The sequence below is a fragment of the Variovorax sp. OK212 genome, assembly GCF_900112425.1.
Classification (GTDB): Bacteria; Pseudomonadota; Gammaproteobacteria; order Burkholderiales; family Burkholderiaceae_C; genus Variovorax.
In genome coordinates, this window is record NZ_FOLP01000010.1 from 164,931 (window position 1) to 183,575 (window position 18,645).

General features: G+C 68.7%; 21 protein-coding genes. 8 read left to right on the forward strand and 13 right to left on the reverse strand.

From position 1 onward, the window contains the following. Positions 1–12: 12 nt before the first annotated feature. The gene (locus tag BM004_RS25875) at positions 13–636 is read right to left on the reverse strand and encodes a hypothetical protein (protein ID WP_093217899.1); all 624 of its coding nucleotides are present in this window, start codon (positions 634–636) and stop codon (positions 13–15) included. A gap of 22 nt (positions 637–658) precedes the next feature. Further along, positions 659–1,231 carry a Holliday junction branch migration protein RuvA gene (ruvA, locus tag BM004_RS25880; protein ID WP_093130482.1) on the reverse strand — a complete coding sequence of 191 codons (573 nt, stop codon included), beginning with the start codon at positions 1,229–1,231 and terminating at the stop codon, positions 659–661. Positions 1,232–1,251: 20 nt separating this feature from the next. On the opposite strand from ruvA, the gene BM004_RS25885 reads away from it, so the two are divergent. Further along, the gene (locus tag BM004_RS25885) at positions 1,252–2,208 is read left to right on the forward strand and encodes a PhoH family protein (protein WP_177206606.1); all 957 of its coding nucleotides are present in this window, start codon (positions 1,252–1,254) and stop codon (positions 2,206–2,208) included. Between the two features lies 1 nt (position 2,209). Then, positions 2,210–2,671 (forward strand): rRNA maturation RNase YbeY, encoded by a 462-nt coding sequence (gene ybeY, locus BM004_RS25890; RefSeq protein WP_093130483.1) that lies wholly within the window; start codon positions 2,210–2,212, stop codon positions 2,669–2,671. A 17-nt stretch (positions 2,672–2,688) separates the two neighbouring features. Here ybeY and BM004_RS25895 read toward each other — a convergent pair whose 3' ends face one another. The 3 genes from BM004_RS25895 to BM004_RS25905 are packed head-to-tail and all read right to left on the reverse strand — an operon-like array spanning position 2,689 to position 6,106. After that, entirely contained in the window at positions 2,689–3,666 is a 978-nt protein-coding gene (locus tag BM004_RS25895; protein WP_093217901.1) for a Bug family tripartite tricarboxylate transporter substrate binding protein, read from the reverse strand. 53 nt (positions 3,667–3,719) lie between these two features. Further along, complete coding sequence (locus BM004_RS25900; RefSeq protein WP_093217902.1) at positions 3,720–5,228, reverse strand: AMP-binding protein; 1,509 nt, start codon at positions 5,226–5,228, stop codon at positions 3,720–3,722. Further along, positions 5,225–6,106, reverse strand: a complete 882-nt coding sequence (locus BM004_RS25905) for an SDR family oxidoreductase (protein WP_093130611.1) — start codon at positions 6,104–6,106, stop codon at positions 5,225–5,227. Before BM004_RS25905 ends, BM004_RS25900 begins: the two co-directional genes overlap by 4 nt. Positions 6,107–6,229: 123 nt before the next feature. Here BM004_RS25905 and BM004_RS25910 point away from each other — a divergent pair, with 123 nt between their 5' ends. Continuing rightward, positions 6,230–7,186, forward strand: a complete 957-nt coding sequence (locus BM004_RS25910; RefSeq protein WP_093217968.1) for a LysR family transcriptional regulator — start codon at positions 6,230–6,232, stop codon at positions 7,184–7,186. Here the strand turns inward: BM004_RS25910 and dtd are convergent. Then, positions 7,158–7,601, reverse strand: a complete 444-nt coding sequence (gene dtd / locus BM004_RS25915) for a D-aminoacyl-tRNA deacylase (protein WP_093217904.1) — start codon at positions 7,599–7,601, stop codon at positions 7,158–7,160. The two genes, BM004_RS25910 and dtd, sit on opposite strands and share 29 nt — an antisense overlap. Then, the gene (locus BM004_RS25920; protein ID WP_093130487.1) at positions 7,598–8,515 is read right to left on the reverse strand and encodes a cation diffusion facilitator family transporter; all 918 of its coding nucleotides are present in this window, start codon (positions 8,513–8,515) and stop codon (positions 7,598–7,600) included. The genes dtd and BM004_RS25920 overlap by 4 nt, the downstream gene beginning before the upstream one ends. 154 nt (positions 8,516–8,669) lie before the next feature. Between BM004_RS25920 and BM004_RS25925 the strand changes: the two genes are divergently transcribed. Both BM004_RS25925 and BM004_RS25930 read left to right on the forward strand, forming a co-directional pair. Next, positions 8,670–9,272 carry a FecR family protein gene (locus BM004_RS25925; RefSeq protein ID WP_093217905.1) on the forward strand — a complete coding sequence of 201 codons (603 nt, stop codon included), beginning with the start codon at positions 8,670–8,672 and terminating at the stop codon, positions 9,270–9,272. A gap of 8 nt (positions 9,273–9,280) precedes the next feature. Next, on the forward strand, positions 9,281–9,895 hold the full coding sequence (locus BM004_RS25930; RefSeq protein WP_093130613.1) for an OmpA family protein: 615 nt from the start codon (positions 9,281–9,283) through the stop codon (positions 9,893–9,895). A gap of 27 nt (positions 9,896–9,922) precedes the next feature. On the opposite strand, the gene tyrS is transcribed toward BM004_RS25930, so the two are convergent. Then, a complete protein-coding gene (gene tyrS / locus BM004_RS25935; RefSeq protein ID WP_093217907.1) occupies positions 9,923–11,155 on the reverse strand; it encodes a tyrosine--tRNA ligase in 1,233 nt (410 codons plus the stop codon). 159 nt (positions 11,156–11,314) lie between these two features. Between tyrS and BM004_RS25940 the strand changes: the two genes are divergently transcribed. Continuing rightward, a complete protein-coding gene (locus BM004_RS25940; protein ID WP_093217908.1) occupies positions 11,315–12,661 on the forward strand; it encodes a peptidoglycan DD-metalloendopeptidase family protein in 1,347 nt (448 codons plus the stop codon). A gap of 39 nt (positions 12,662–12,700) precedes the next feature. Beyond that, positions 12,701–13,825 (forward strand): anhydro-N-acetylmuramic acid kinase, encoded by a 1,125-nt coding sequence (locus BM004_RS25945; RefSeq protein ID WP_093217910.1) that lies wholly within the window; start codon positions 12,701–12,703, stop codon positions 13,823–13,825. A 10-nt stretch (positions 13,826–13,835) separates the two neighbouring features. Here BM004_RS25945 and mdtD read toward each other — a convergent pair whose 3' ends face one another. The 4 genes from mdtD to rplM all read right to left on the reverse strand — a co-directional run bounded on the left by mdtD (position 13,836) and on the right by rplM (position 16,800). After that, a complete protein-coding gene (gene mdtD, locus BM004_RS25950) occupies positions 13,836–15,260 on the reverse strand; it encodes a multidrug transporter subunit MdtD (RefSeq protein ID WP_093217911.1) in 1,425 nt (474 codons plus the stop codon). A 107-nt stretch (positions 15,261–15,367) separates the two neighbouring features. Further along, positions 15,368–15,733 carry an iron-sulfur cluster insertion protein ErpA gene (gene erpA / locus BM004_RS25955; RefSeq protein ID WP_007827949.1) on the reverse strand — a complete coding sequence of 122 codons (366 nt, stop codon included), beginning with the start codon at positions 15,731–15,733 and terminating at the stop codon, positions 15,368–15,370. Positions 15,734–15,963: 230 nt separating this feature from the next. Further along, complete coding sequence (rpsI, locus tag BM004_RS25960) at positions 15,964–16,356, reverse strand: 30S ribosomal protein S9 (protein WP_056577474.1); 393 nt, start codon at positions 16,354–16,356, stop codon at positions 15,964–15,966. A 12-nt stretch (positions 16,357–16,368) separates the two neighbouring features. Next, on the reverse strand, positions 16,369–16,800 hold the full coding sequence (gene rplM / locus BM004_RS25965; RefSeq protein WP_028259766.1) for a 50S ribosomal protein L13: 432 nt from the start codon (positions 16,798–16,800) through the stop codon (positions 16,369–16,371). A 195-nt stretch (positions 16,801–16,995) separates the two neighbouring features. Between rplM and BM004_RS25970 the strand changes: the two genes are divergently transcribed. Continuing rightward, positions 16,996–17,949, forward strand: coding sequence for a 23S rRNA (adenine(2030)-N(6))-methyltransferase RlmJ (locus tag BM004_RS25970; RefSeq protein WP_093217913.1), 954 nt, complete (start codon positions 16,996–16,998; stop codon positions 17,947–17,949). Between the two features lie 46 nt (positions 17,950–17,995). Here the strand turns inward: BM004_RS25970 and BM004_RS25975 are convergent, their stop codons facing one another. Next, positions 17,996–18,601 carry a septal ring lytic transglycosylase RlpA family protein gene (locus tag BM004_RS25975; RefSeq protein ID WP_093217914.1) on the reverse strand — a complete coding sequence of 202 codons (606 nt, stop codon included), beginning with the start codon at positions 18,599–18,601 and terminating at the stop codon, positions 17,996–17,998. Positions 18,602–18,645 lie beyond the last annotated feature (44 nt).

Sequence of the window (18,645 nt, forward strand, 5' to 3'; positions counted from 1 at the left end):
ACGGGGAAGCGCTCACGTCGAGGTGTCTCCTTGCAGCGCATGCTCGCCGGGCTTCCAGGGGCCCATGGCCACCCCGGCGTTCCACAGCGCGAGCGCGCCCGGCAGTATGGCGCGGCTGCCGATCCTTGCCACGCCCCGCTTGCGGATCTCGCGGTTCAGGCGCGACGAGAAGGCGGTGATCTTGCCGAAGTCCCAGGCGCCGACGTCGCCCATTTCCGGCAATGTGGCCGACCAGGCCTGCGCCCGCTTCAGGGTGTTGTGGTTGGTGTGCGAATCTTCCAGCCGCGTGTCGCCTTCGGGCAGCGCGCCCAGGTAGAGCTGCACGAGGCCCCAGCCGTCGGCGTTGTAGCGAAAGGTCGCGCCACCGCAGGCCTTCGGGTCGAGCGACACGCGCCGCGGCACGAACGGCGGCCCGGCGCCCGGCACGTAGAGCTGCAGGTGAACGGCCCGCCACTTTCCGCCATGGGGATAGCGCCGCTCGAACTGGGCGAGCACGTCGCCCGCCGAGTGGAAGCGCCTGAGCGGCTGCCCGAAGTCGGAGGCCAGCTCGTGCACCTCGCAGGCACCGTCGGCCAGCAGCCACGCGAGCAGGCCCTCGTGGTCTTCGGGCGTGGCGTAGAAGTCGCAGTTCGGCATGCCTGTGCGCCCTCTCGCGTTCTTACTTGGCCAGCGACTTCAGCGCCATCTTGATGCCCTCGCTCACCGTCGCGTCCTTCGGCAGCGCCTTGAGCGCGAGCGCGGCTTCCTTGTCGCTGTAGCCCAGCGCGATCAGCGCCTGCAGGATGTCGGCCTGCGCGTCGGAGGCGGCGTGCGCGGGCAGGCCGATGTCGGCGCCCAGCTTGCCCTTGAGCTCCAGCAGCAGCCGCTCGGCGGTCTTCTTGCCGATGCCCGGGATCTTCACGAGCCGGCCCAGCTCCTGCGTGGTGATGGCCTGCGACAGCTCGGCCACGCTCATGCCCGAAAGCAGGCCCAGCGCGGTGCGCGGGCCCACGCCGGTGATCTTGATGAGCTGGCGGAAAGCCCCGCGCTCCTCTGCGGTGCCGAAGCCGTAGAGAATCTGCGCGTCCTCGCGCACCACGAAGTGCGTGAGCAGCGACACGCGCTCGCCGGTGGCCGGGAGGTTGTAGAACGTGCTCATGGGCACGTCGACCTCGTAGCCGACCCCGTTGCAGTCCACAACCACCTGGGGGGGATTGCGCTCGGCCAGCGTGCCGGTCAGTTTGCCTATCATGGGTGCCCTTTTTCCTTGAAATGTCCGGCGTGATTCTGCGACACACCTTTACCCCACTGAACAACTCGCGCCTCGGCCACCTGTGCGGACCCCTGGACGCCCACCTGCGCCGCATCGAGGAGGCCCTGGGCGTGAAGATCGCCCACCGCCACGAGCAGTTCAAGGTCGACGGCCCCAAGGCCACCGCGCAACGCGCCATGGACGTGCTGCAGGCGCTCTACGAGATCGCCCAGCGCCCGATCGACGCGGCCGTGGTGCAGCTCACGCTGGCCGGCGACGGCTCGATGCTCGAGGGCGACGAAGACGCCGCGATGCTGGTCACCCGCCGCGCCGACCTGCGCGCGCGCACGCCCACGCAGGCGGCCTACCTGGACAACATCGCCAAGCACGACATCACCTTCGGCATCGGCCCGGCCGGCACCGGCAAGACCTACCTCGCGGTGGCCTGCGCGGTCGACGCGCTGGAGCGCGCGGCCGTGCAGCGCATCGTGCTGACACGCCCGGCCGTGGAAGCGGGCGAGCGCCTGGGCTTCCTGCCGGGCGACCTGACGCAGAAGGTCGACCCCTACCTGCGCCCGCTGTACGACGCGCTGTACGACCTGATGGGCTACGAGAAGGTGCAGAAGGCGTTCGAGCGCAATGCGCTGGAGATCGCTCCGCTGGCCTTCATGCGCGGCCGCACGCTGAACAACGCCTTCGTGATCCTGGACGAGGCACAGAACACCACGCCCGAGCAGATGAAGATGTTCCTCACGCGCATCGGCTTCGGCGCGCGCGCGGTGGTGACGGGCGACGTGAGCCAGATCGACCTGCCCAAGCAGCAGCTGAGCGGCCTGATCGACGCCGAGCGCGTGCTCAAGCGCGTGAGCGGCATCGCCATGACGCACTTCACCAGCGCGGACGTGGTGCGCCACCCGCTGGTGGCGAAGATCGTCGACGCCTACGACGGCCAGCGCAAGCGCGCGGGAGCCCACTGACATGGCGGCCTCCAGACTTCCGGCGCTGTCGCTGTCGCTGCAGTTCGGCCGCTTCAAGGGCGTGGAGCGCCACCGCGCCGCGCTGCCGCGCCACAGCGTGACGCGCTGGATCCGCCATGCGCTGGACATCGACGGCGAGATCACCGTGCGCATCGTCGATGCCGACGAAGGCCAGCGCCTGAACCGCGAGTTCCGCGGCAAGGACTACGCGACCAACGTGCTGACCTTCGACTATGCGCAGAGCCCGCTGGTGATGGCCGACCTGGTGCTGTGCGCGCCGGTGGTGGCGCGCGAGGCGAAGGAAAACCGCAAGACGCTGGCCAACCACTACGCCCACCTGCTGGTGCACGGCACGCTGCATGCGCAGGGCTGGGACCACGAGACCAGCGAGGCCGACGCCGACGAGATGGAGGCGTACGAGATCGAGATCCTCGCGGAGATGGGCATCCGCAGCCCTTACTGAACTGCGGCTCCCCTGCGTCACTCGAGCGTGATGTTGCGCTCGCGGATCACCTTGCCCCAGCTGCTGCGGTCGCGCTCGATGTACTGGTTGAGCTCGGCGTCGGTGCGCGGCGATTGCACCAGCAGCGACTGCGCCTCGACCAGGCTGCGGAACTGGGCGCCCTGCATCACCTTGTGGATGGCCGACTGCAGCGTGGCCGACACCGCGGCCGGGGTGGCCGCCGGCACGGCCACGCCGAACCAGGTGGCGGCATGGAAACCGGGGAAGCCGGCCTCGGCCACCGTGGGCACGTCGGGCAGCGACTTCACGCGCTCGCTGCCCGTGACGGCCAGTGCGCGCAGCTTGCCGGCGCGGATGTGGGGCAGCGAGGTGCTCACCACGTCGACCATCAGCTGCGTGTCGTTGCCCAGCAGCGCGGCCAATGCGGGCGCGCTGCCGTTGTAGGGCACGTGCACCAGGTCGATCTGCAGTTCGCTCTTGAGCATTTCGCTGGCCAGCTGCAACGGGTTGCCCAGCCCGACCGAACCGTAGTTCAGGCGCCCGGCATTGGCCTTGGCGTAGGCCTGGAACTCCTTGAGCGTGCGCGGCGGCGCCTTGTCGTTGGTGACCACCACCAGCGGCGCCTCGGCCGCCACCGCCAGCACGCGGTAGTCCTTCTGCGGCACGTAGCTCATCTTCTTGTAGAGCTGCGGGTTGAGCACCATGCTCGCGCTGCTGGCCAGCAGCAGCGTGTAGCCGTCGGCCGGCGCGCGCGCCACGCCGCTGGCCGCCACCATGGTGTTGGCGCCGGGCTTGTTGTCGACCACCACGGCCTGGCCGATTTCCTTCGACAGTTCGGTGGCGAGCGCGCGCGCGACTATGTCGGCCGAGCCGCCCGGGGTGTAGGGCACGACGAGCTTCACGGCGTGGTCGGGGTAGTCGGCATGGGCCGAGCCGGCCAGGCCGGCGAGCAGGGACAGCGAGAGCGCGATGCCGCGCAGGAGAGGGGTCTTCATTTGTCTCTTCCAGTCTTTGTTTTGGGGGATGCGAAAACGGTCCATGGGGCCTGCTAGACGCGGCGCGCCTGGCCCTGCCAGTGCAGGTCGCGCAGGCGGCGCTTGGCGATCTTTCCGTTGTCGTCGCGCGGCAGCGGCGCCATCTCGATGCTGCGCGGCACCTTGAAGGACGACAGGCCGGCCTGCAACCAGGCACGCAGCGCTTCGCTTTGCAGATCGGTGCCGGGCACGGCCTCGACCACGGCATGCAGGCGCTCGCCGTACTCGGCGTCGGGCACGCCGAACACCGCGCAGTCGGCCACGCCGGGGAAGGCCAGCAGGCGGTGCTCGATCTCGGCCGGGTAGATGTTCACGCCGCCGGAGATCACCATGTCGGACGCGCGGTCGCACACGTACAGATAGCCGTCGGCGTCGAGGTAGCCCATGTCGCCCAGGCTGATGAAGCCGTCGCGCTCGATGGCCCGGCGCGCGGCGTCGTTGTGGCGGTAGCTGAAGTCGGGGTAGGCGGGCTGGCGCACGTAGATCAGGCCGATCTCGCCGGTGGGCAGTGCCGCGCCCTGCTCGTCGAGGATGCGCACCTGCGCGTCGAGCACCGGGCGGCCGGCGCTGCCCGGGCGCGCGAGTGCTTCCTCGGCGCCGATGGAGGTGATCATGCCGGCCTCGCTGGAGGCGTAGGTCTCGTGGATCACCGGGCCGAACCACTCGATCATGGCGCGCTTGACGTCGGGCGCGCAGGGCGCGCCGGTGGAGGCCACGAAGCGCAGCGACGACAGGTCGTAGCGCGCGCGCACCTCGCTCGGCAGGCGCAGCAGCCGCACGTACATGATGGGCACGAGGTAGACGGTGTCGATGCGGTGCTGCGCGATGGCGGCGAGCAGCGCCTCGGCGTCGAAGCGCGCCATGAGCACCACGCGGTCGGCCAGCAGCAGCGCGTTCTGCAGGAACAGGCTGGGGGCGCTGTGGTACAGCGGCGCGGGCAGCAGCGCGCGGCAACCCGCGCGCAGGCCGAAGGTCAGCGCGACCACCTCGCGGATGCGGGCCTGGCGCGCCTCCAGCTCGGCCACCGGGATCGGATGGCGCACCACGCCCTTGGGCCGCCCGGTGGTGCCCGATGTGTAGGCCATGTGGCCGCGCGGCGAGACCAGCGGGCCGTCGTACGGGGCCTGCGCGGCCAGCCAGCTTTCATAGGGCCTGGCGCCGGGCGTGCGTGCCTCGCCCGCGGCCAGCAGCGCCGTGCCCTCGGGCACGACATGCGCTACCGCATCGAGCAGGTCGCCGTGCGCCAGCAAGGCGCGCGCGCCGCTGTCCTGCAGCAGCACGCCGACCTCGTCGGGCGTGAAGTGCCAGTTGATCGGGCAGAAGTAGATGCCTGCCTGGCGGCAGGCATGCACCACGTCGACCTGCGTCTCGTCGTTGCGCAGCAGCACGGCCAGCACGTCGCCTTCGCGCAGGCCCAGGCGCAGCAGGCCGCCGGCCAGGCGCGCGCCGCGCGCGAGTTGCGCGGCGGCGTCGAGCACGCGGCCTTCGAAGTGAAATTCGGGCTTCACGGTGGTCGTCGTCATGCGGCGCCGCGCTGCGCCTTGTCGGACGCGTTCAGGGCCTGGATCTTCTCGCGCGCAGCCTGCCAGTCGGCGTCGCCCCATTCCTGGTACTGCGTGAAGTAGGCGCCGTTGGCCAGTGCGTCGGCACCGTCGAGGGTGATGGTCTGGCCGTTGATCCAGCTGTTCTGCGGTGCCAGCAGGAACGCGGCGAGCCGGCCGATGTCGCCGCCCTCGCCCAGGCGGCGCGTGGGGTTCTGCGTGGCCATGGCGTTTTCCTGGCTGTCGACCGGGCGCAGGCGGCCCGACGCGCCGGCCGTGGGAATCACGCCGGGCGCAATGGCGTTGAGCCGGATGCCCTTGGGGCCCCACTCCACCGCCAGCGACTTGGTCATGACGTCGATGCCGGCCTTCGACATGGCCGAGGGCACCACGAAAGGCGCGCCGGTGGCCACCCAGGTGACCACGATCGACAGCACGCTGCCGCCGCGCCCGGCCGCGATCCAGCGCTTGCCCGCGGCCTGCGTGGCGTAGAAGGTGCCGCGAAAGACGATGTCGGAAATGGCGTGGAAGCCGTTGGGCGACAAGTCTTCGGTGCGGCTGATGAAGTTGCCGGCGGCGTTGTTGACCAGGCTGTCGAGCGGGCCGTGGCGCGTCCAGATGGTTTCCATCATGTCGTCGACCGCCTGCGGCGAGCGGATGTCGAGCACGTGCGTGCCGACGGTCACGCCGAAGCGCGTGCGCAGCCGCTGCGCGGCCTCGTCGAGCACGCTGGCACGGCGCCCGCACAGGTGCAGTTCGGCGCCCAGCGCGGCCAGCTGCTCGGCCATCGCGAAGCCCAGGCCGGTGCCGCCGCCCGTGACGAGCACGCGCTGGCCGGCGAACAGGCCGTCCTTGAAGATGTTGTCTGTGTCCATGGTGTCTCCGGGGAATCTGATGGCATCGATCTTTATCGTTCACCCCGGTTCATACAATTCCCGTTCATTGACTCAGTCTGTATCTCCTGTGTTGACAATCCGATGGACTTGGACCTGAACCTGATCCGCACGCTGGTGGACATCGTGGACGCCGGCAACCTGAGCGAGGCCGCGCGCCGGCGCGACGTGACGCGCTCGCAGATCAGCAAGGAGCTGAAGAACCTGGAGCGGCAGGTGGGCGCCACGCTGCTGCGCCGCACCACGCGCAAGCTGGCGCCCACCGAGCAGGGGCGCACGCTGTACGAGCACGGGCTGCGCATGCTGGCCGAGGTGGAGTCGGCGCGCGCGGCCATCGACCGCCTGGGGCAGACCGTGCGCGGGCACGTGCGCATCAGCATCCCGACCGGGCTGGGCGAGTTCTTCGTGGGGCCGCGGCTGCTCGACTTCCAGCGCGCGCACCCGGAGGTGTCGCTGCGGGTGCTGTTCTCCAACCGGGTGTTCGACCTGATCGGCACCGAGATCGACATTGCGCTGCGCATCACCTCGGAGCCGCCGCTGGACCAGGTGGCGCGGCGCATCTGCGCGATCCGCTGGGGACTCTATGCGGCGCCCTCGTACCTCGCGGGGCACGCGCCCATCGCCGAGCCGGAAGACCTGGCGGCCTGCGTGGTGCTGTACGTGCCGGGGCCGGAGCGGCATTTCATGATGCCGATGCACCGGGGAGCGCAGCGGCGCGACCTGCGGCTGAAGCTGAACCTGCAGACCGAGCACTTCCCCTACCTGCGCAGCGCGGTGCTGGCCGGCACGGGCATCGGCCTGCTGCCGCGCTACGCGATGACCGACGACGTGCGGGCCGCACGCGCGGTGCCGGTGCTGCCGCAGTGGGAGCCCGAAGGGCTGGGCAATGCGCTCTACATCCTGACGATGCCCGATCGCCACCCGTCGCACGCCGCGGTGGCGGTGATGGACTACCTGCGCGAGGTGCTGGCGTCGATGGACGACGGCGATGTGCCCGATGTGCCCGATGTGCCGGCGGCTACGCCGTCATCTGCAGCGGGATCGTGACGGGGCCGTCGTTCAGCAGGTGCACCTGCATGTCGGCGCCGAACTCGCCGGTGGCCACCACCGGGTGCGCGGCGCGCGCCTGCGCCACGAAGTAGTCGTAGAGGCGCCGGCCTTCGTCGGGCGGCGCGGCCTGGGTGAAGCTGGGGCGGTTGCCGCCGCTCACGTCGGCGGCCAGCGTGAACTGGCTCACCACCAGCAGGCCGCCGCCGATGTCCTGCACGCTGCGGTTCATCTTGCCGGCCTCGTCGGAAAAGATGCGCAGCTTGAGGATCTTGGCGAGCATGCGGTCGGCCAGCGCGTCGGTGTCGCCACGTTCGGCGCACAGCAGCACCAGCAGGCCGGCGTCGATGGCGCCGACGGTGCGCCCGGAAATGTCGACGCGTGCATTCGCGACGCGCTGGAGAACGGCTTTCATAGGGGGTGGTGTTCGCCGGCCTGGGTGGCGCGGGCTTCCATGGTGAGGGGCAACAGCTGGATGGTGACGCGCAGGCCGGGCACGGCGTTCATGAGGGCCTGCTCGAGTTCGTCGCGCATGCTGGCGGCGTGCTGCAGCGTCCACTCGCCGGGCACGTGCATGTGCAGGTCGGCGAAGCGGCGCTGGCCGGCGCTGCGGGTCACCATGTCGTCGAAGCGCAGCCGCGTGCCCTCTGGCGTGCGCGCGGCGAAGTCGCCGATGGTGGCGCGCACGGTGGCCAGGGTCTCGGGGTCGACGGCTTCGTCCATCAGGCCCTGCGACGAGCGCCACACCAGCTTGACGCCCTCGCGCACGATGTTGAGCGCCACGCCGATGGCCAGCAGCGGGTCGAGCCAGAGCCAGCCGCTGAGCTGCACGCCGACGATGCCCACCACCACCGCGGCCGAGGTCCAGACGTCGGTCATGAGATGGCGGCCGTCGGCCTCCAGCGCGATGGAACGGTGCGTGCGCGCCGCGCGGAACAGCAGCACGGCCAGGGCGCCGTTGAAGGCCGAGCTGAGCACCGACAGCGCCAGGCCCCAGCCCAGTTGCTCGAGCGGCTGCGGCGACAGCAGGCGCTGCACGGAGACCCAGAGGATCGCGATGGCGGCGCCGACGATCAGGATGCCTTCGAAGCCCGAGGAGAAATACTCGGCCTTGTGATGGCCGTAGGGATGGTCGTCGTCGGCGGGGCGTTCCGCGATGGTCACCATGGCCAGTGCGAACATCGCGCTGGCGAGGTTGACGAAGGACTCCATCGCGTCCGAGATCAGCCCCATCGAGTTGGTCAGGTAACCTGCATAGCCCTTGAGCAGGATGGTGATGAGCGCAACCGCAACGGAGACGCGAAGCAGCGTCTTAGGGGTAAACGTCATGGGAAATCCAGCTGGAATTGGGGAAATGGCCACGCGAAAAGCGGTAAAAGGCCGCAGGAAGAACCTGAATTATCGGGTGCGTGTCTACATGTAACGCCTTCGGCTTAGTATTTCTGCCCATTGCGAAACATTCTTCGCAGACAGTCAGACCCGGATGATGAAAAACCTACTGATCGCCTTGTACAGCCTCGCCATTGTGGGCTCGGCCACGTTGGCCCAAGCCCAGCCCCAGACCCAGACGCCGCCGGCGGCGCCGGTCGCAGCACCAGCAGCCGCTGCCGCTGCAACACCCGCAGCAGCCGCTGCCGCAACGCCGGCACCCGTGGTCGCAGTGCCTGCCGCGGCGCCGCCCGCAACCACCGCCAAGGCCGACCTGCAGGCCGGCTTCGTGAAGTCGGTGCGCGGCAACGTGCAACTGCTCAACGGCTCCGGCACCACCCGCGCCGCGAACCCCGGCGACGCGCTCGGCGCCGTCGACCGCATCGTGACCGGACCCGACTCGTCGGCCTCCGTCGTGCTGCGCGACGACACCACGCTGGTGGTCGGCCCCTCGTCGCGGCTGGACCTGAAGGAGTTCCACTTCGACAGCACCACGCACGAAGGCGGCATGCTGGTGTCGCTGCTGCGCGGCTCCATGCGCATGATCACGGGCCTCATCGGCAAGACCAACCCCGACGCGGTGCGTGTCGAAACGCAGACCGCCACCATCGGCATTCGCGGCACCGACTTCATCGTGCAAGCCGACGGCCAACCATGAAGATGACGATGTCCCGACCCGGCTCCCGCCTCGCCCTGCTCACCGTCACGCTCGCGGCCGCGTTGCTCGCCGCCTGCTCCACGCCCGGCACGCGGGTGGTGCTGCTGCCGCAGGCCGACGGCAGGCCTTCCGCCGTGGTGGTGCGCGCCAAGGATGGCGAGGAAGTGCTCTCCCAGCCCTACCAGCGCGCCACGGCCGCCGTCGGCGCGCGCGGCGCCCCGGTCGTCGACCAGGCCGACGCGGCCAAGGTGCAGGCCGAGAACAAGCCGCTGTTCGACATGCGCCCGCCCCCGCCGCAGCGCTACACGGTGTACTTCGAACTCGGCGGCACCACGCTGACGCCGGCGTCGCAGCAGATCATGAACGAGGCGCTGGCCGCGGCGCAGTCGCGCAGCGGCAGCGACATCGTGGTGACGGGCCACACCGACACCAAGGGCAGCGGCGAGCAGAACGACCAGCTGTCGCGCCGGCGCGCCCAGGAAGTGGCGCAGCTCTTCGTGGAGCGGCAGTTCCCGGCCAAGCGCATCGAGGCCGTGGGCCGCGGCGAGCGCGAGCTGGCCGTGCCGACCGCCGACGAGGTCGACGAGCCGCGCAACCGGCGCGTGACGATCGAGGTCCGCTGACCGGCGTTTCGCGCCGGTCAGTTCAACTCAGCTCAGGGTTACGCGAGCGAACTTGCGGCGGCCAACCTGCACCACATAGGTTCCGGCAGGCAACTTCAATCCCTTGTCGCTGATCACCGCAGAGTCGACGCGGACACCACCGCCGTCGATCAAGCGATTGCCTTCTCCCGCTGAAGCCGTCAGGTTCGCCTGCTTGAGCATCTGGCCGATGCCCATCGGCGCACCCGACAGCGACACCTCCGGGATTTCGTCCGGCACGCCGCCCTTGCTGCGGTTGATAAAATCCTGCTCGGCCGCGTCCGCCGCCGCCGCGCTGTGGAAGCGGGCGGTGATTTCCTTGGCCAGCGCGACCTTCGCGTCCTTCGGGTTGCGCCCGCCGGCAATCTCGGCCTTCAGCGCCGCGATCTGCTCCAGCGACTGGAAGCTCACCAGCGTGTACCAGCGCCACATCAGGTCGTCGGAAATCGACAGCACCTTGGCGAACATGGTGTTGGCGTCTTCGCTGATGCCGATGTAGTTGTTCTTGCTCTTCGACATCTTTTCGACGCCGTCGAGGCCTTCCAGCAAGGGCATAGTGAGTATGCACTGCGGTTCTTGACCATACTCCTGCTGGAGATGACGACCCACGAGCAGGTTGAACTTCTGGTCGGTACCGCCCAGTTCGAGGTCGCTCTTGAGCGCGACCGAGTCGTAGCCCTGCATCAGCGGGTAGAGGAACTCGTGCACCGAAATCGACTGGCCGGCCTTGAAGCGCTTGCTGAAGTCGTCGCGCTCCATCATGCGGGCCACCGTGTACTTGGCGGCCAGCTGGATCATGCCGCGGGCGCCCAGCGGGTCGCTCCACTCGGAGTTGTAGCGGATCTCGGTCTTCTCGGGGTCCAGCACCAGGCTGGCCTGCCTGTAGTAGGTCTGGGCGTTGGCCTCGATCTGCTCGCGGGTCAGCGGCGGGCGGGTGCTGTTGCGCCCGGACGGGTCGCCGATGGTGGTGGTGAAGTCGCCGATCAGGAAGATCACCCGGTGGCCCAGGTCTTGCAACTGGCGCATCTTGTTGAGCACGACGGTGTGGCCGATGTGGATATCGGGGGCCGTCGGGTCCAGGCCGAGCTTGATGCGCAGCGGGGTTCCGGTGGCTTCGGAGCGCTGCAGCTTGCGCACCCACTCGTCCTGCGGCAGCAGTTCGTCAGCGCCTCGGAGGGATATTTCGAGCGCGCGTCCTACACTATTTGAGAGGGCCATGGATGTAACAGATTCGGCGTTCATGGGCTTTTTTAGCTGATTTTGGGGGTGCCGAAGCTATACTCAGCCCGACTTTTCAAGCGCCGAATTCTAAGCGGCGCTTCTTCCGCACCGTCTCCTGCCGCCCCGAACGTCCTGGGCCTTGCAGCACGGATTTGCAGAACCTGAGCTGGAATTCAAAGTTTGATCAACGGCATTCTTGCCGCCGAGGAGCTCCTTGCTTCTCGCGTGGCCTATACATTTCGAACCTACCCCAAGCAGATCACGGCGATGATCGCCGCCGCCCTGCTGAGCGCCGGCACCCTCGCGGTGGCTTCGCTCGGTCCGGACGCATCCGACCTCCCGGTCCACCAGATCCTCGAAGCGACGACCCCCGTGTCGTTCGCCGACCAGAGCCAGTCGCTGGAGAACTTCAGCTTCACGCTGTTCCGCACCGACGTCACGCGTTCGAGCGACACGGCCGAAGCGCTGCTGAAGCGCCTGGGCATCTCCGACCCCACCGCCACCGCCTTCGTGCGCGGCAACTCGGAAGCCCGCAACGCCCTCTTCTCGCGCGCCGGCCGCACCGTGACAGCCGAGGCCACGCAGGAAAACCAGCTCAAGAAGCTCAGCGCCCGCTGGATTCCCGACGGCGACGGCGGCTTCAAGCGCTTTGTCATCGAACGCACGCCCACCGGCTTTGCCGGCGTGACCGAGCGTGACGCGCTCACGCCGGGCACGCGCCTGGCAAGCGGCACCATCCGCACCTCGCTGTTCGCCGCCACCGACGACTCGCGCATTCCCGACGCGGTGGCCAGCCAGCTGGCCGACATCTTCGCGGGCGACGTCGACGTGCGCGCCCTGCGCAAGGGCGACCGCTTCGCCGTGGTCTACGAGACCTTCGAAGCCGACGGACAGGCGCTGCGCAGCGGCCGCGTGCTCTCGGCCGAGTTCGAGAACAACGGCAGGATCCACCAAGCCGTCTGGTTCCAGCCTCCGGGCGCGGGCCAGAAGGGCAGCTACTACCGCCCGAGCGGCGACAGCCTGCGCAAGGCCTACCTGGCGACGCCGGTCGAGTTCTCGCGCGTGTCCAGCGGCTTCGCGATGCGCATGCACCCGATCCTGAACAGCTGGCGCCAGCACAACGGCATCGACTACGCGGCCCCCACGGGCACGTCGGTGCGCACGGTCGGCGACGGCACGGTCGACTTTGCCGGCACGCAGAACGGCTACGGCAACATCATCATCATCACCCACCGCAACAACCAGCAGACGGCGTATGCGCACCTGAGCCGCATCGACGTCAAGGCCGGCCAGAGCGTGAGCCAGGGCCAGGCCATCGGCGCGGTGGGCTCCACCGGCTGGGCGACCGGCCCGCACCTGCACTTCGAATTCCGCGTGGGCGGCGTCTACCAGGACCCGGCTTCCATCGCGCAAGAAGGCGGCGCGCCGATCACCGCGGCCCTGCGCCCGGCGTTCGAACGCATCGCCGTGGGCGCGCGCACCGAGCTGGCGGCCGCCTTCTCGGTGGTGCAGGCCAGCGCCGACTGATCCGGTCGCGCAGCCCGCTTCTCTAGAGTTGATCCGGAGATGGCTGCCGACCTTTTCATCGGCCTGATGTCGGGCACCTCGCTCGACGGCGTGGACGGCGTGCTCGCCGATTTCTCCGACGGCCGCATCGCGGTGAAGTCCTACGCCACGGCGCAGTTTCCCGTGGCGCTGCGCGCCGAGCTGCTGGCGCTGAACACCCCGGGCGATAACGAGTTGCACCGCGCGGCACTGGCCGGCAACGGGCTGGCCCGCGCCTACGCCGGCGTCGTCGAGCAGTTGCTGGCGAACAGCGGCACCGCCGCCAGCACCGTCGCCGCCATCGGCGCGCACGGCCAGACGGTGCGCCACCGGCCGCTCGAGTTCGACGAGGTCGGCTACACGCTCCAGCTCAACAACCCCTCGCTGCTCGCCGAGCTGACCGGCATCGACGTGGTCGGCGACTTCCGCAGCCGCGACCTCGCGGCCGGCGGCCAGGGCGCGCCGCTGGTGCCGGCCTTCCACAGCGCCCTGTTCGCGCGCCCCGACGAAACCGTGGCCGTGCTGAACATCGGCGGCATCTCCAACCTGAGCCTGCTGCCGCCCGCCAACGCGACCGAAGGCGCCATCGTGCTTGGCTTCGACTGCGGCCCCGGCAACGCGCTGATGGACCACTGGTGCCAGACCTACCAGGGCCAGCCCTTCGACCGCGGCGGCCAGTGGGCGGCCAGCGGGCAGGTGCTGCCCGAACTGCTCGCCCGGCTGCTGGCCGACCCGTACTTCACGAAGGCACCGCCCAAGAGCACCGGCCGCGACCTGTTCAACCCGACCTGGCTGGCCGCGCAACTCGGCACCACGGCGATGGACCCGGCCGACGTCCAGGCCACGCTGACCGAATTGACCGCTCACGCTTGTGCAGTGGACGTGTCACGCTACGGAAAAGATAGCAAGTTGCTGATCGTCTGCGGTGGCGGCGCGTTGAACGACCACCTGCTGGGCCGGCTGCGCGCCGTGCTGCCCGGCGTGACCGTGGCGGCATCCGACGCGCACGGCCTGCCACCGCAGCAGGTCGAAGCCGCGGCCTTCGCCTGGCTGGCCCGCGCCACCGTGCGGCGGGAGGCGGGCAACCTCGCCAGCGTGACCGGCGCGCGCGGCGCGCGGGTGCTGGGCGCGATCTACCCCGCCTGAGCGTCCGCGGTCAGCCCTGGCCGGAAACTTCCGGCTGCGCGGGACGCGGCGCCCGCACTTCCGACGGCAGATGCCAGAAGATGAGCGCCGAAGCCACTGTGATCAGCCCCATGCTGGCAAAAGTGGCCTGGAAGGCGTCCAGCGTGTGCGCGGGCGAATCGGTACCGAAGATGCCGTTGTAGCCCGCCAGCACCGCGCCCGCCGCGGCCACGCCCAGGCTCATGGCCAGCATCTGCACCATCGACAGCAGGCTGTTGCCGCTGCTGGCCATGCTGCCGTCCAGGTCCTTCAGCGTGATGGTGTTCATGGCCGTGAACTGCAGCGAGTTGACCGCACCGAAGGCCAGCAGCTGCACCACGTGCAGCGCCATCGGCTGGCCCGGCGCCGTGAGGCCGAAGCTGGCCATGGTGCAGCCCACCAGGATGGTGTTGACCACCAGCACGCGGCGGTAGCCGTGGCGCGTGATGAGCGGCGTGGCCACGCGCTTCATGGCCATGCCGGCCATCGCGATCGGCAGCATCATCAGCCCGGCGCGCACCGGCGAATAGCCCATCGACACCTGCAGCAGCAGCGGCACCAGGAACGGCATGCAGCTGCTGCCCAGGCGCGAGAACAGGTTGCCGATCAGCCCGATGCTGAGCGTGGGCACGTGGAAGAGCGAGGGCGCGAACAGCGGCTCGGGCGTGCGCGAGGCGCGCAGCCAGTAGGCGACGATGCTGGCGAAGCCGAAGATCAGCAGGACCATCACCCCGCCCTGGCGCAGGCCCACGCCGTCGAGCGACAGCGAAATCGCGACCATGCCGAAGGCCAGCATGGCGTAGCCGACGCTGTCGAAGCGCTTCTGCACCGCGCCGCGCAGGTCGGGCATGTACTTGAGCGTGGCAAGGCAGCCCAGCAGGCCGACGGGCACGTTGATCAGGAAGATCCAGTGCCAGGAGGCGTACTGCACCAGCCAGCCGCCCAGCGTGGGGCCCAGCAAGGGCCCGATGAGGCCCGGAATGGCCACGAAGCTCATGGCCTGCAGGAACTCCCCGCGCGGCACCGTGCGCAGCAGCGCCAGGCGCCCCACGGGCAGCAGCAGCGCGCCGCCCAGCCCCTGCACCACCCGCGCGGCCACCAGCTGGCCCAGGCCGTGCGACAGCGCGCAGAGCACCGAGCCGGCGGCGAACAGCACGATGGCGCAGAAGAAGATGCGCCGCGTGCCGAAGCGGTCGGCGATCCAGCCCGAGGCGGGGATCAGCATCGCCATGGTCAGCGCGTAGGCCACCACCACCGATTGCATGCGCAGCGGGCTCTCGCCCAGGCTCGCGGCCATCGCCGGCAGCGCGGTGTTGATGATGGTGGCGTCGAGTGTCTGCATGAAGAAGCCGACGGCGACGAGCCACAGCAGGCTCTTGCGAACGGGATCGACGGGGGTTTCAGCCTCTGAGGTCATGGGCAGGCGAGGGAGAGGGAAAAGAGGAGAAACAGAAACTGGAGCGGAAACGAAAAAGCCGCCCGGAGGCGGCTTTCTGGGGAGGCTGGGTCAGCAGCATCCAGGCATCAGGCCGAGAAGCTCGATCCGCAGCCGCAGGTGCTGGTGGCGTTCGGGTTCTTGATGACGAACTGGGCGCCCTGCAGGTCTTCCTTGTAGTCGATCTCGGCGCCGACCAGGTACTGGTAGCTCATGGCGTCGATCAACAGCGACACACCGTTCTTGGTCATGGTGGTGTCGTCTTCGTTGGTGATTTCATCGAAGGTGAAACCGTACTGGAAGCCCGAGCAGCCGCCACCTTGCACGAACACGCGCAGCTTGAGGTCGGGATTGCCTTCTTCGGCGATCAGGTCGGCCACCTTGGCTGCCGCACTGTCGGTAAAGACGATGGGCTCTGGCATCTGGGTCTGGATGTTTTCGGCTACGGCGCTCATGGGGTAATCACTCCTTGGGGCCGTACATGCGGCCAATGGAACCAATGCTACTGCAATGCCGCAATTTCGGCAGGCGGGGTGTGGCGTGCACCCCAACGCAAGTGGGGTCGGATGCGACCTCGGCAACGAAAAAGCAATCCGAAGGCAGCCCTGCAATGAAAAGGCAGCCCGAAGGCGGCCCTGCAATGAAAAAGCCGCCCGAGGGCGGCTTCGTGTTCGCAGTGAACAGATCAGCGCTTGCTGAACTGCTTGCGGCGACGGGCGGAGTGCAGACCGACCTTCTTACGTTCGACTTCACGCGCATCGCGCGTCACGAAGCCGGCTTGGCTCAGCACGGGCTTGAGCGTTGCGTCGTAGTCGATCAGGGCACGGGTGATGCCGTGGCGCGTGGCGCCAGCTTGACCCGATTCGCCGCCGCCGTTCACGTTGACCATCACGTCGAAAGCTTCGAGGTTGTTGGTCAGCGCCAGGGGCTGCTTCGCGATCATGATCGAGGTTTCACGGCCGAAGAACGCTTGGATGTCCTTGCCGTTGACCGTGATCTTGCCGGTGCCTTTTTTCAGAAACACGCGGGCGACGCTGGATTTGCGACGGCCGGTGCCATTGTTCCATTCACCAATCATTCTCAAGGCTCCTTACAGTTCCAGCACTTTGGGCTGTTGGGCGGTATGCGGGTGCTCAGCGCCACCGTACACCTTGAGTTTCTTGATCATCGCGTAACCGAGCGGGCCCTTGGGCAGCATGCCCTTGACAGCCTTTTCCAGGGCGCGGCCCGGGTGCTTGGATTGCATGTCGCGGAAGTTCGTCGCCGTGATACCGCCCGGGTAGCCCGAGTGACGGTAGTACACCTTGTCGATCGACTTGGCGCCGGTGACGCGCAGTTGCGCGGCGTTGATGATGACGATGAAGTCACCGGTATCGACGTGAGGCGTGTAAATGGCCTTGTGTTTGCCGCGCAAACGGAGAGCAACTTCGCTGGCTACTCGTCCGAGGACCTTGTCGGTCGCGTCAATCACAAACCACTCGTGCGTCACGTCAGCGGGCTTGGCGCTGAACGTTTTGGTCATGAGTTTTTCTCTTTGAAGAGGGTTTGGCGAGCCCTTTTCCACGGTCGGCGTTCCTCTGGTGGGAATCTCTTAGGTGGTTTGAAGTCTTCGCCGCGGGGCTACAAAAACGCTGCGAAGCCCGCGATTATATAAAGAATGGCCTTGTGCTGGCAAATGCGCATATGCAGGGCCCAACACCGTTACCATCCTCCCCCTATGTTCAGTTACCGCCACGCGTTCCATGCCGGCAACCACGCCGACGTGCTCAAGCACACGGTGCTGATTGCCACGCTCGAGCACATGCTCGAAAAAGAAGCCGCCCTCACGGTGGTCGACACCCACGCCGGCGCCGGCCTGTACCGCCTGGATGGCGACTACGCCGGCACCAGCGGCGAAGCGGCCGAAGGCATCCTGCGCCTTCTTTCAGGCAAGAAAGCGCCCGGCACGCCCGCCCCTGCTGCGAAGTCCGCTACCAAAAAGGTAGCGCCCGAAGCCGAAGTCCCGGTCGCGGACGCCATTGCGCGCTACCTGGAAGTGATTCACGACTTCAACCCCAACGGCGGCGCCCGCGTCTACCCCGGCTCGCCGTTCATCGTGCAGCACCTGCTGCGCGACCACGACAAGCTCAAGCTGTTCGAGCTGCACCCGACCGACGGCCGCACGCTGAGCGCCAACATCGCCCAGCTCGAGGCCGGCCGCCAGATCGCCGTGCTGAACGAAGACGGCTTCGGCAGCGCCACCAAGTTCCTGCCGCCGCCCTCGCGCCGCGCGCTGGTGCTGATGGACCCGAGCTACGAAATGAAGACCGACTACGGCCGCGTGCTCGACTTCGCGGCCGAGGCGCTCAAGCGCTTCGCCACGGGCACCTACGCGGTCTGGTATCCGATCATTCCGCGCCCCGAGGCGCACGACCTGCCGCGCCGCCTGAAGACGATGGCGACCAAGGCCGGCAAGTCGTGGCTGCACGCCACGCTGACGGTCAAATCGAGCAAGATCACCAAGGACGCTGCCTCTGGCGCCACGCAGCGCCCGGGCCTGCCGGCCAGCGGCATGTTCCTGATCAACCCGCCCTACACGCTGAAGCCGCTGCTCGCGGCCGCGCTGCCGCAGCTGGTGGAGCGCCTGGGCCAGGACCGCAACGCGGCCTTCTCGCTCGAATCGGGCGGCTGAGCCTCCGGGCCCAAGCCCAGTCCCGGGCCTCGCCGGGCTCCCGGGCTTACTTGCGCCGACGGGCCGGCACGACCGCCTTGCGCCGCGCCGGAACCTGCACCCTGGCGCGCTGCTTCGGCTCGGCGGCCGCCACCGGCGCCTGCGCATCGCTCGCTTCCACCGGCAAGCCGCCGCAACGCATGCCGTCGCGGTCGACCACCGTCAGCGCCACCTGCTTGATGCCCAGCCCGGTCAGGCCGATGCGGTCGGCCGCCGCGCGGCTCAGGTCGATCACGCGGCCCAGCGCATAAGGGCCGCGGTCGTTGATGCGCACCAGCACCTCGCTGCCGTTGACGAGGCTGCGCACGCACACGCGCGTGTTGAAAGGCAGGGTCTTGTGGGCCGCCGTCATGGCGGTCATGTCGAAGCGCTCGCCGCTGGCGGTCTTGCGCTGGTGGAACTGGATGCCGTACCACGACGCGCCGCCGCGCTCGAACACCTCGCGCGGGCCGTCGTCGCCGGGCACGCCGTCGTCCGGCGTCAATTCACCGGAGCCGGACACGGCGAGGTCATAGCGCACCGAGGGCACGCTGGAGCGCGGCGCGGCGCCCGGCGGCACCGCGATGGCGCGCGGCAGCGGCTGCAGCTTGCTGCCGTCGCTGGCCGGCGGCATGGCGCAGCCTGCGAGCGCGCAAGCCGCCGCGACAAGGGCCAGGC